Origin of the sequence: Paenibacillus sp. FSL R5-0527 (assembly GCF_038008055.1) — a bacterium.
Lineage (GTDB): Bacteria > Bacillota > Bacilli > Paenibacillales > Paenibacillaceae > Fontibacillus > Fontibacillus macerans.
Genome location: NZ_JBBOYI010000001.1, coordinates 3725432 through 3737497, shown reverse-complemented (window position 1 = coordinate 3737497; position 12066 = coordinate 3725432). Strand labels below are relative to the sequence as shown.

The following is a 12066-nucleotide window of genomic DNA, read 5'->3' as shown; positions in this document are numbered from 1 at the left end:
GCTTCTGCCATGATTATACCTTGAACAACCATGGGGCGACAGCCTCGCTTATTTTTTTAGTTTTTAGCCGACATCACTTGCCATTTCCGAATATAGTCCGGGTTTTAGCCTGGCATTACTTTATCTCGACAAGCAAATTTTTGCGCGCTACGCCGCTGTCTACGGCAGCTTTGGCCACCGCCAGCCGGATTCGTTCCACCACACGGGAATCAAACGCATCCGGGATGATATAGTTTTCGCTTAGCTCAGACGGATCGATCACGGAGGAGATCGCTTCCGCCGCCGCCAGCTTCATCGCATCGTTGATGTCCGTCGCCTCGCAATCAAGCGCCCCGCGGAAAATCCCCGGGAAGCAAAGCACGTTGTTGATCTGGTTCGGATAGTCGGAGCGGCCGGTCGCCATCACCTTGACATAAGGCGCGGCAAGCAATGGATCGATTTCCGGCGTCGGGTTGGCCATGGCGAACACGATCGGGTCTTTGGCCATGTTCCGCAGATCGCCGACTTTCAGCACGTTTGGAGCCGAGACCCCGATAAACACATCCGCTCCCTTGATCACTTCCGACAATGGTCCCTGTTCATTGTGCGGATTCGTATATTCGGCAAATTCGCTCCAGTGCTGGTTCTCGTACGCCGCGCTGCGGTTGATGGCCCCTTCGCGGTCGACGCCGATCAAATTGACCGCGCCCGCCTGCAGCAGCATTTTGGAGATGGAGATGCCCGCAGCGCCAACGCCGTTGACGACGATTTTGACCTCGCGGATATTTTTCCCGCATACCTTCAGCGCGTTCAGCAACCCCGCAAGCACCACGATGGCCGTACCGTGCTGATCGTCATGGAATACGGGGATGTCCAGCTCCGCTCTCAGCCGCTCCTCGATGACAAAGCAGCGGGGCGAAGCGATATCCTCCAGATTGATCCCGCCGAAGGTCGGAGCCAAAGCTTTGACGATCGCAATAATCTCCTCCGTATCCTTCGTATCCAGGCAGATCGGAACGGCGTCCACCCCGGCAAACTGCTTGAACAGCGCGGCCTTGCCCTCCATGACCGGCATCGCCGCCTTCGGTCCGATATCCCCCAAGCCGAGCACGGCCGTTCCGTCCGAAATGACGGCGACGGTGTTCTTTTTGGTCGTAAGCTGGTAGGCCTTTTCCTGGTCCTCGGCGATGGCCTGGCAAACCTTGGCGACCCCCGGCGTGTATACCTTGGAAAGATCCTCCTTGCTCAGAATCGGATGCTTAAGCGTCGTTTCCAGCTTTCCGCCTTCATGCAGCTGCATAATTTCCATCAGCCGCTCCACGATATCGCCGCCGCCGAGCTTTTGTGCCGCGGTTTCGATAAACTCTCTGTCCTCCTGATATTGCACCGAGATCTTCACTTCGGCCTCCGCCATCCCCTGTTCGTTCGGGTCCTGAAGCTCGACTTGAAGCACGGTTCCTTGATACGTCTCCACAATGTTCACCAGGTTTGCCATATAGTCGCTGCCGCTTTTGTACTGCACGCGCAGCGAAAACAAATAAGAATGATCCAGCGTTTGATTCATCGCGGGTCGCCTCCATATCGAATGTTGTATTTTTTATGACAATGTTCCTATCCAATCAATAAATCCTTAAGTTCAGCCTCCCCAGACGGAGATCAGCAGCGTGGCCGCGACAACGGTCAGCGCCCCGTCGATCCGGGTGGAGATTTGCGCAAAAGGCATCAGTTCCATCCGGCCCGATGCGGAAAGAATCGCCACATCGCCCGTTCCTCCGAGCCCGCCGCGGCAGCCTGTCACGATGGCGGCTTCTATAGGGTACATCCGGATCCATTTTCCGACTATATAGCCTGTCACAATCATCGCGGCAATTACCGATGCGCAGACGAGTACGTAAGGTATGGAAATGAGCGCGGCCACATCCTCCAGCGGGATGTACAAGATCCCGAGACCGACCATCAGCGGCCAGGTCAAGGTGCCGGACACAAATTTGTAAAGGTGGTACGCGCCTTGTTCGATTTTGTACGGAAGCAGCTTGAAAATTTTCAGCAGCGCTGCGCCGAAGATCATCAGGATCGGGCCGGGTATGCCGACGTAGGGCGACAGCAAACTTCCGGAGATGAACAGGCTGCAGGCAAAGAGCAGGCCGCCGCCCATCAGCGGGAAATCGATTTTTTCCGCATCGTAATGGCTTCCGCCAAGCTGCTTGCCGCCCTTCTCCCGGACAAGAACGCCGTTCCCGGTAATCGACGGGTTTTTGTCGGCCATTTTCTTCAAAATGCCGGCCCCGATAATCGCGAAGACGTTGCCGATAACCGCGGCCGGAATCATCTGCGCCACATATTGGCCCGATTCACCGCCGAGAATTTGCGAGAAGGCGATCGATAAAGGCAGGATGCCTTCGCCTACGCCGCCGCCAATGATCGGAACGACAATGTAGAACAGCGTATGGTGGGCGGTATAGCCGAACAGCATGCCCACGACCAGCCCGACCGCGACGGCGGCCGCCGTACCCGCGATCATCGGAATGAAAATCCGGATAAACCCGCTGATCAGCGTCTGGCGGTTCATCCCGGTGATGCTTCCCGCCACCAGGCAGGCGATGTACAAATAAAGAAAGTTGGACGTTTTCATCAGCGTGTGCACGGCGTCAACGACCGGAGGATTCAGCACATTCCAAAACACGAGGAAAGACGGAATCATCAGGGACAAAATCGCCGGACCGCCGATGTTCTTGAGCAGCGGGAGCTTAAACCCGAGATGGCTCAGCAGCACGCCCATAATCATGATGACGGCCAAGCCGCCGATCATGTCGTTCGGCAGCTGGCCGACGGCGGCGGCAGCGACAATAACGAGAGCCAGCACGATGTAAACCGGCAAAGGAATCACACCGATCTTTACGCTGAGCGCTTTGGACAGCAAACCTTCCGCCTTGTCGGCGGGCTGTGACTTCGGTTCACGCGAAATGGCCTGCGTCTGTACAGTTTTTTCCATAGGGGAAATAGGCCTCCTTTGATTAAATTCAGCCTCATCATAGCTTTTTTGTAAGCGCTTTTGTTTTTATGTAGATATTGATCGAATTTTTAAAGTTTTTAAAGTAAGCGCTGTCACAAAATAGACAACCCTCCTTGCTCGCGCAAGGAGGGCTTGCTTTATTGCAAATATTTCGTGATTTGGATCTTTCCGTGCGGCGTTATTTTGTACCTCTGCACCGGCCTGCCAACGGTCCCGTAGATCAGCTCCATTTCGAGGATGCCCCTGGCCTCCAGCTCGGTTAAATATTTGCCGGCGGAAACCCGGGAAATCCCCGTCGCTGCGGAGATGTCCACGCTTGTGAAGCCTTCGGCGGAAGCCGCCTCGATCGCGTTCCATACGGCTTGGAGCGTCTGGCGGGTGAAGCCTTTGGGCAGCGGCTGGCTTTGGCCTTCGTCCGCGGCGGCATGCGTTATCGAGTCAAGCTCCGACTGGACGATGCTATCGGCTTGCTTGAAAAGCGCGGCCCGCTTGCGGTAGGCGTCCATGGCCAGGCGAAAGCGGTTGAACTCAAACGGTTTGATCAAATAATCAACCGCCCCATTGTTCAGCGCCTGCCGGATGCTGTTCTTGTCTCTGGCGGCCGAGATGACGATTACGTCCGTAGGCAGCGCTTTGCGGCGGATTTCGCTCAGCAGCTCCAGCCCGCTGCTTCCCTTCATGTAAATGTCGAGCAGCAGCAGGTCGTAATGCGCGGAATCCAGCAGGCCGAGCGCCTGCTCGGCGGATTCGGCCCAACCCTCGGCCCGGAAGTCCTCAATCTGCTCCAAATAAAATTTGTTCATTTCGGCAACCATCGGGTCGTCTTCAACAATGAGTACATTAATCATGAGTCATGAGTCCCCCATGCTTTTGCTTCGTACGGTATGCGTACGATAAATTTCGTTCCCGAACCTTGCGCACTTTGACACCAAAGGCGCCCGCCCAGTTTGTTGACGCCGCGCATCACCAGGTACAAGCCGATGCCTCTGCCCTTGCCTTTGGTCGAAAAGCCCTGCTCGTAGATCCGTTTGATCATCTCTCCCGGGATGCCCGCACCGTTGTCGCTCACCGTCACGGTCAACTGTGAATTTTCATGGGAGAAGCCGACGGAAATATCTTTGCTTTCTTCGCCCGGCTCGGCCTCCAGCGCATTTTCCAGCAGATTGCCCACAATAGTGACCAGCTCATGGGCCGTTTCCGCATCGGCGCATTCCGGCAGCACGTCCTCTTCGAGGATATGCATCTTCACGCCGGCTTCCCGGGCCCGGCTCAGCTTGCCCAAAAGAAAGCCGGCCATCACCGGGTCCTTCACCTGCTTCACAAGCATCCCGGCCTCCGACTGAAAATGCCGGATGGTTCCGCTCAGGTATTCCTCCAGGCGATCGTAGCGCCGCATATGGTTCAAACCGGCCATCACATGCAGCTTGTTCATAAATTCATGGGTCTGGGCCCGCAGAGCTTCGACATACAGCGAAACGCCCGACAATCGCTCCATCAGGACGTCGATTTCGGTCTTGTCCCGAAACGTGGCGATGGCACCCTGGGTTCGTCCGTTCACTTTGACGGGCACGACATTGGCCAGCAGCGTCATCCCGTCCTGCTCCATCTCCATGTCGTTCAGCGGCTCCCCGGTCTCCAGCACCTTGTCCATGCGCAGCAGCGGGCAAAGCTCCTGCGCGTTGCCTCCGGCTTCGGTTATGCCGATAAGTCTGCTCGCTTCGGCGTTGATCAACGTGATGACCCCCAACGCATCCACGGCGATAATGCCTTCCTTGGCGGATTGCAGCATCGCGCTGCGCTCCTCCAGCAGCTTGGCGATTTCGTCCGGTTCCATGCCGAACATCATCCGCTTGAGCCGGCGGGCCAGCAGAACCGCCCCGGACACGCCGAGCACGCCGCCGGCGGCCATCCCCAAATAAATAATCCAGCGGTTCTGCCGCACGGCCGAATTAACATCGTTCAGCGCCAGCCCAACCGCAACCGCGCCAACCGGCTTGCCGCCAACGATCACCGGAGAAAACGCTCTCACGGATTTCCCCAAGGTTCCCTTGGCGATGGATACGGATTCCCTCCCGCTTAGCGCTGCGGCTTCATCGCCGCCGATAAAATGCTGCCCGATCTTCGCCGGATCGGGATGGGACAGCCGGATGCCTTGCTCGTCCATAACGACGATGAACTGCACCCCGTTCAGCGTACGGATTTCTTCGGTAAACTCCTGCACAAGCCCGGCGTCCGCCTGGCCGTTCAATGCGCTCTGAACGGTTGGATCCCTGGAAACCGTGCGGGCGATCGTAATCGCTTTATGCTCCAAATCTTGCCGGGTCAGCCCGGAGCTTTTCATATTAAACAGCAAATATACGGCCAGCAGGACCAATGCCAGCACGGAACAGACCATTAAGGTGATCGTCGTTTGCAAACGCAGCGTTCGGCCGAAGAATTTCATATTTCGCCATCCTTCGAAGTTTTCTTTGATTATACTCCGTTATTTCGCCAAAAGTCAGTGAAGGTTATGTGAATCCGGCTATCCGGCGTAAGGCGCCATCATTCCGCGGCGATCGTCCGGTCACGCCCTTCGCGTTTGGCACGGTACAAAGCCGTGTCCGCGGCCTGCAGCACCTCGTCGCGGCTTACGCCATGCTCCGGGGATAACGAGATGCCGATGGAGACGGTAATCTTCCCGGCAAAGGGGGTTGGGGCCGCGCTTATCGTTTGTCGAATTCGTTCGGCGATCCCGTACACCTCGTCCATATTCCGTTCACGAAGGAGGATGACAAACTCCTCCCCGCCATAACGGGAACATACCGCTTCCGGAGGACTGGACTTCGCGATCACGTTGGCGACCGTTTTTAAAACTTCATCGCCGGTTTGATGGCCGTACGTATCGTTTACCGCCTTGAAGTGGTCGATATCCAGCAGCAATACGGCATACCGATCCCCCTTTTTATCCCATAAATCCAGGCTGCGTTCCATTTCTCTGCGGTTGAACAGCCCGGTTAACGGATCGGTGATCGCTTCCTGCTGCAACGAAGAAGTTTGTTTCGCCAGCGTTTCGGCGGCCGCTTTCATCATCCGGTTCAATTGATCGGCTTCCCGGTTCCAATGGGGTTTGAATTCCTGCAAAGACACATCTTGACCGGCGGCAATGACTTTCGTAATTTTATACAACCGGGCAAAAGGCGCGGCGATTTTAGCGGCAATAAATCCGGCAAGGATCAACATGACCGCGACCGGAACGAGCATGCCCCGGATCAGGTGCAGCAGGTTGTCGTTGACATCGGCCATAATCGATCGCTCGGAAGTCTGCATGACAATGACCCAGCCGTTGGTGCCGACTCTCGCGTAACCCGCCAAATAATCATCGCCGCGCGTATTTCTCAAATGCAGTTCACCGCTATGGCCTGCCCGAAATTGCCGCACAATCGTGTCAGGCACCTTTTCCCCCACCCGGCTCTGATCCGGATGGTAAAGCAGCTTGCCCGCGGAATCAACGATATAGGAATAGGAGTCCGTTTCATTGCCCGCATTGGAGCCAAAAATACTATGCAGGATATTATCCTTCTCCAGGTAAATCGTCCCCCCGATCATCCCGCGATAACCGCCCAGTTCATCAAAAACCGGCTCGCTTATAAAAACGATCAATCGTCCCGTAGGACTCACATACGGCTCGGAGATGTAGGATTTTCTGCCGTTTAAAGCTTCCAAAGCCCATTTCGTCGTTACCCGTGCATTGTTCATATTGCTGCCGTAAGGGGAAACAACTCGAAATTGCCCGGTTTCAGCGGTCCAAAATACGGAATTGAAATACGGGCTGCTTTGCCGGACAAGATCGAAAATGTGCTGTAACTCCTCTTTATTGGATATATCCATGGTGCGGATTTGCGAAAGATTGGCTACGGAATGAAGGGTTTTTCGCATCGAAAAAAACAGCGCCTCGGTAGTAACCGCCATCTTTTGCGCCGATGATAAATTGTGCGACATCGTGTTTTGGAAGAGAGAATGTTTTTCGTTATTATATTGGGTGTATGTCATGATGGACATGGTGATCAGAATGGAGAAACAAACCATGGCGGACAAGACTACGGAAAGACTGATTTTTATCGGTTGTTTAGGGATATGCATGAAGCCGGATTCCTACTCCTTGTTGATAATTTAACCTGCTGCCAAACTGTTATCATAGTACTTCAGAAACGCGCCCGAGTCCATACATCATGAAGCAATGCGGCAAAACCTCTTGGTGCATTTTTTCCTTTCATTCTCAATAAACAACGTGTAAAATATCCCATTAAAAGAAGCGAGGTGGAATTATGGAAGAGGATGAGAAGAAGGAGATTTTGAGTTACTATAACGAAGGCGCCGAGATGGGCAGATTGCAAAGGGGAATCGGCAAGCTTGAATGGGAGCGGACCCGGGAACTGATCTCCAGATTTTTGCCTGCGCAAAAAAGCGTGATATATGATATCGGCGGCGGGATCGGCGTGTATTCGTCCTGGTTGTCCGGCTTGGGTCATGAGGTTCATTTATTTGACCTTGCCCCGCAAGAAATCGAATATGCTCAAAAAAACCATCCTTAACGGATGCCGGCCTTATGAATATTGAGATTTACAGCGTGGAGGGCCCCGCCTGGATCGTGCCCGCATTTGAAGAAAAATGGGACGATCCCGCAGCCAAAGCCAGATTGCTGGAAATCGTCCGCAAGGTCGAGCAGCAGGAGTCGATGCACGGCATGAATCCTCATTTGTTGGGAGTGGCTTTTTGTTGAACTGTTTATTCCATACTTAATTTGATCGTATCCACCAAACTTTTTGCTTCCTCCAGGGAATATTCCCCGCCTATGCTGAAGTCTCCCGCTGTCAGTACTTGCTGTATGGTCGGGGAGGTAATTAATTCTTCATCGCAGTAGATGGACAATTCTTCACCTAGCAGATTTTGCGTGATCTCTTCCAGCTTTTTGGGGTCTTTAAACCGCCCGCTTATAAAATATTCCTTGCCTGTGGGGCCGATAGATAACGAAACCGAACTTAGATCGGCCCCGGTCGCCAGCACGTTCCGATCTTTATCTTCAAAAGTAACTGTCGGTTTGTCTTGTGGTTGTTGCCCAAAAACATCCAAAACTTGACAGCCGCTTAAAAATATCAGCATAAAAAGTAAAATAACCTTGAATTTCATTAACTGGATCTCCTTTTTTTCAGTTTCCGGGCTGTAATCGGTCACCCTTCGATTCGTGAGTTCCGCGTGCAGCGTGAGGATTGAAATCCTTCTCGGAGTATCTTTAAGGCGAAATATAAGAGCAAAAAATGGCGTTATTCCGCGACATCCGTCCATTTGTGAGAAATAGAGGAAATTTATGTCGCTATTTTCTCAAATCGTATCGAAATGCCCGCGATCCGGACCATTCATAAGAAAATAAGTACAAAAAATGGCGTTAATGAGGATGAACATGCCCATATCCGGATAATAAGGACATAAAGTTCCGCTATTTTTGGAGGCTGGGTTTAGACTACCATTGATCGTTCCAGTAGCCGGCTGTTAAGCACCGCTTTCTATCGTAATCCCTCATCTTGTAGTTAATTACATAGAGAGCCCAATTCTTGTGCCAATTCATCATTTAACATCTTGGTATTAATCAGCTGACGTATTAAGGAAGCATTCACTGTGCTCCTGTTTTCTTTCAGGTAATTTAGCAGCAGATTTGCTTTTGTTTTTCGGTTCATCAAATAATACGCCACGTACCAGATTTCAGGGCTCGAGAGAGGAATGCCGTCCCACGTCCCCAAATGACTCACCGGCAGCCGCAGCACTCCATGATCCGTATGTAAGGCAAAATAACCTATGAATTCAATATTGAGCGAATCTATTTTGATCCGATACTGGCTGGCAAATGGAGGGTCTCCGCTTTTTTGTTCCGCCCAGTCATAGTCTTGGATGGCCTCGATAAGGGTTTCTTTTGCGCAATCCACGGTAAGATCCCAATCATTTACGGCATCAACCAATTTCAAATCGTACAATACCGCGCTGCCGCCCAATGAATATGTAATATTGCATTTTTCTAACCTTTCGATAATCGGAAACAGCTCATGGGGTCTCATCAAGTGTCCTCCCTATTAATTCATCTTACCCACGCTCCAGCGAGGTTCCAATTCAACAGCCAGTGCAGGCCCCTCTATCCCGCCCATGTTAAAGACTCCCGCGGCGGCTTCGCTTCTCTGCCGAATCATTTGCATTAAATACGTTTGATATGCATTTTGGGATATAACGACCCGGTCAAGACGATGAACATCGACTGTTCTTATATTTCCCTCAAACTCTCCATTACGAACGCTGATGCTTTCATACGTCCCAGGTTGCCCGGTTTTTTGGAAGATCTCATCATGGGAAATATCCATGAACTCGCGGTATAACTCCGCAGTCTCCCAAAATCCGAAAATGTGGGCTTCCAATACATCACCTTTGCGCTCCCATCCGCCGATTTGAGCGATGAACCCCGGCACTTGCGAAAGCGAGCTCCAGCGGGACTGGGCTTGTGAAAAAGCTTCTTTTTTTGTATTTGCTACCGTGCAGGTAACCCATTTTATTACCATAAAACACCTCAAGTTAAAGAGATCCAATAACGTTGTATCTCAACTCCGCCGACGACCGCCTCGAAAGCCAAAATGCCGTTGTTTTTTTGAATCGCTTTTGCCGATCCGATATTATCCTTGGCGCAAGTTACCAAAGCGCGCGATATTCCCAGCGATTTGGCATGGATTAATGCCTGCCTCAGAATCTCCGTGGCGTAGCCCTTTTTTCTGGCCGAGGGTCTTATTCCGTATCCGATGTGCCCGCCGATGTTAAGCAGGGAATCGTTCAGTCCGTGTCTGATATTTGCCGCGCCAACCACCCTTTGATGATCCTCAACAAGCCAAAACGTTGAACTGTTTACCGTCTTTCCATCTTCTACCGGGCCGTCCCTTAAAATGATTAATCGCTCCAGAAATGAATCAAAATCTTCGTACTCGAATCTCAGCACAAAAGGAACCAGCTTCTCTCCGGTTTCCTTCCATTCCTCGATCATTTCGATGTATTGGCTTTGATATGCTTTGGCCGGTTCAATTAACGCGAGATTGTTCATCATAAACCGTCCTTTCTTGTTCAAGGCTTCTTCCATGATTATACATCATAAGACCGATGAGAAAATAAACAAAAAAAGCCAGGAGGCTAAAATCCTCCTGACCCAATCCTATCATCCATCCCCCAATCCGCTAGTACAGCCGTTCCTCGCCTGTTTTCGGATTTTTAAAAGCGGAGCGGTAATCGTGGGCGCTGAAATCTTCGGCAAATTCCGTATCGCTGTCCCCGGATTCCCGGATTTTGTTGATTTCCTCCGTTTGGTCTTCTGCTTTGGCTTGCTGGTTGGGCTTATGATCCATTCGAAAAAACACCTCCTAGCTTGCGATCTCTTCGCACTTTAGGATGCACTTTCCATTCCCGTTTATGCATAAAGGGGGGATTCGTCAGATCACCATGGCTCTATCGAATAATTCCCCATCGCGTCCGGCCTGCTCCGCAGGATGATGAACGGTTCGGATAAACCGCATCGTACCGGTTTTGACCCGCAGCACCATGGAATACGTTTCCGCCCGCTGGTGTGCCAGACGCCTTACCCCGCCCAAAAAATCTCCGTTTGTTACGCCGGTAGCGGCAAAAATGACATCATCTTCACCCACCAAATCTTTCATCAATAACACCTGGTAAGGGTCGGCAAGTCCCATCGCGATGCAGCGCTCGTATTGAACCTGGCCGTCCGGCATTAACCGGCCCTGGAATTCGCCGCCCAAAGCTTTCAGCGCAGCAGCGGCCAACACGCCTTCCGGCGCGCCGCCCGAGCCGAGATAAAGATCGATGCCCGTTTCCGGAAAAGCGGGAGCCATCGCCCCGGCGACATCGCCATCGGGCAAAAGATTAATCCGCACGCCGCACTCGCGCAGCGTGTCAATCAACGTTTGATGTCTCTCGCGGTCAAGCACCATTACGCTTAAATCGGATATTTTCTTCCCCAGCGTTTCGGCGGCTTTAGCTAACGTAACTTCCACAGGATCAAGCAAACTAAGCTTCCCTGCCAATTTAGGCCCTACTGCCAATTTTTCCATATACATGTCGGGCGCGTGCAGCAAATTGCCTTTCGGGGCGATCGCGATGACCGACAAAGCGTTGCTGAGGCCGTTTGCCACCAGCGAAGTGCCTTCCAGCGGATCCACCGCTACGTCAACCTCCACGCCATGCCAGTTCCCCACCTTCTCTCCGATGTACAGCATCGGAGCCTCATCCATTTCGCCTTCGCCAATGACGACGGTTCCCTTAATGGATAAGGAGTCGAGCGTGCTTCTCATCGCCGAGGTTGCCGCATCGTCAGCGCTGATCTTATCTCCTCTGCCAATCCATGGCGCCGATTGCAGCGCGGCCATTTCCGTAACGCGAACGACCGCCAACTCTAATTCACGGTTCAAACTAGTTTCCACCTTTCTTTATCCATCAAGGTTTAGGTAATTTTTTGTAGTTCCACTATAATACGAATCAGGTCATTTAAGAAATTAATATATTTTACTGTGGATATAGATGAGGTTTATGGACACAAAGATCCGGGCTAATTGCCGCAGTTAAAAAGTCGACAAAAAAAGGCCGCAGCTGAATCGTTATACAATTACTCGCGAATTGTCAAAAGGCCGAAAAATATTGCCCTTGACTTTTCATAAAGGCCGTACGGGGGCTTGACAGCCGTGTGCTATATTTAAAGTGAGATTCCGCGGAAGAAGTCTATTTTTAAGAAAGGAGAGGGATCAGAGATGCTTGAAAATCGCCGGGACAAGGAGTTCGCTCAGGATCAACAATTATACTTCCTGTGGAAAGATCGGCGGGAATGCACGGTCATCACCAAAAATGGCGTCCCCCTCAAGGGAACGGTTGAATTATTCGATAAATATGTCATCTTGTTTCGCTCGCTCTCCGGTAAACAGAGCATGATTTACAAACACGCATTATCCACGATCATTGCCGAACCTACAAATAAAACTACCAGTTAACTCTCTAACGAAACACAG

The 12066-nt window shown here is 52.0% G+C and carries 14 protein-coding genes; 3 read left to right on the top strand and 11 right to left on the bottom strand.

All coding sequences use genetic code 11. The features are described from left to right. Positions 1-115: 115 nt before the first annotated feature. The 5 genes from NYE69_RS16365 to NYE69_RS16345 form a co-directional block, all read right to left on the bottom strand. Positions 116-1288: an NAD(P)-dependent malic enzyme gene (locus NYE69_RS16365; protein ID WP_340930422.1), complete on the bottom strand. Its 1173-nt coding sequence runs from the start codon at positions 1286-1288 to the stop codon at positions 116-118. A 327-nt stretch (positions 1289-1615) separates the two neighbouring features. Next, on the bottom strand, positions 1616-2971 hold the full coding sequence (locus tag NYE69_RS16360; protein ID WP_445744775.1) for a 2-hydroxycarboxylate transporter family protein: 1356 nt from the start codon (positions 2969-2971) through the stop codon (positions 1616-1618). 158 nt (positions 2972-3129) lie between these two features. Continuing rightward, a complete protein-coding gene (locus NYE69_RS16355; protein ID WP_240751668.1) occupies positions 3130-3840 on the bottom strand; it encodes a response regulator in 711 nt (236 codons plus the stop codon). Further along, on the bottom strand, positions 3837-5435 hold the full coding sequence (gene dcuS / locus NYE69_RS16350; RefSeq protein WP_340927051.1) for a DcuS/MalK family sensor histidine kinase: 1599 nt from the start codon (positions 5433-5435) through the stop codon (positions 3837-3839). Before dcuS ends, NYE69_RS16355 begins: the two co-directional genes overlap by 4 nt. A 98-nt stretch (positions 5436-5533) precedes the next feature. After that, positions 5534-7111: a sensor domain-containing diguanylate cyclase gene (locus NYE69_RS16345; RefSeq protein ID WP_340927049.1), complete on the bottom strand. Its 1578-nt coding sequence runs from the start codon at positions 7109-7111 to the stop codon at positions 5534-5536. Positions 7112-7296: 185 nt separating this feature from the next. On the opposite strand from NYE69_RS16345, the gene NYE69_RS16340 reads away from it, so the two are divergent. Both NYE69_RS16340 and NYE69_RS16335 read left to right on the top strand, forming a co-directional pair. Continuing rightward, positions 7297-7563 carry a class I SAM-dependent methyltransferase gene (locus tag NYE69_RS16340; protein WP_340927048.1) on the top strand — a complete coding sequence of 89 codons (267 nt, stop codon included), beginning with the start codon at positions 7297-7299 and terminating at the stop codon, positions 7561-7563. A gap of 14 nt (positions 7564-7577) precedes the next feature. Further along, entirely contained in the window at positions 7578-7751 is a 174-nt protein-coding gene (locus NYE69_RS16335; RefSeq protein ID WP_340927046.1) for a hypothetical protein, read from the top strand. A 5-nt stretch (positions 7752-7756) separates the two neighbouring features. Here NYE69_RS16335 and NYE69_RS16330 read toward each other — a convergent pair whose 3' ends face one another. The 6 genes from NYE69_RS16330 to glpX form a co-directional block, all read right to left on the bottom strand. Continuing rightward, the gene (locus NYE69_RS16330; protein ID WP_340927044.1) at positions 7757-8158 is read right to left on the bottom strand and encodes a SecDF P1 head subdomain-containing protein; all 402 of its coding nucleotides are present in this window, start codon (positions 8156-8158) and stop codon (positions 7757-7759) included. Positions 8159-8556: 398 nt separating this feature from the next. After that, positions 8557-9078, bottom strand: coding sequence for a hypothetical protein (locus NYE69_RS16325; RefSeq protein ID WP_340927043.1), 522 nt, complete (start codon positions 9076-9078; stop codon positions 8557-8559). A 15-nt stretch (positions 9079-9093) separates the two neighbouring features. Then, positions 9094-9570, bottom strand: coding sequence for a YdbC family protein (locus NYE69_RS16320; RefSeq protein WP_340927041.1), 477 nt, complete (start codon positions 9568-9570; stop codon positions 9094-9096). Positions 9571-9578: 8 nt separating this feature from the next. Beyond that, on the bottom strand, positions 9579-10136 hold the full coding sequence (locus NYE69_RS16315; protein ID WP_340927039.1) for a GNAT family N-acetyltransferase: 558 nt from the start codon (positions 10134-10136) through the stop codon (positions 9579-9581). 94 nt (positions 10137-10230) lie between these two features. After that, complete coding sequence (locus tag NYE69_RS16310; RefSeq protein ID WP_328271103.1) at positions 10231-10398, bottom strand: hypothetical protein; 168 nt, start codon at positions 10396-10398, stop codon at positions 10231-10233. A gap of 84 nt (positions 10399-10482) precedes the next feature. Continuing rightward, a complete protein-coding gene (gene glpX, locus NYE69_RS16305; protein WP_340927038.1) occupies positions 10483-11475 on the bottom strand; it encodes a class II fructose-bisphosphatase in 993 nt (330 codons plus the stop codon). 336 nt (positions 11476-11811) lie between these two features. Between glpX and hfq the strand changes: the two genes are divergently transcribed. Next, a complete protein-coding gene (gene hfq / locus NYE69_RS16300) occupies positions 11812-12048 on the top strand; it encodes an RNA chaperone Hfq (RefSeq protein WP_340927037.1) in 237 nt (78 codons plus the stop codon). Positions 12049-12066 lie beyond the last annotated feature (18 nt).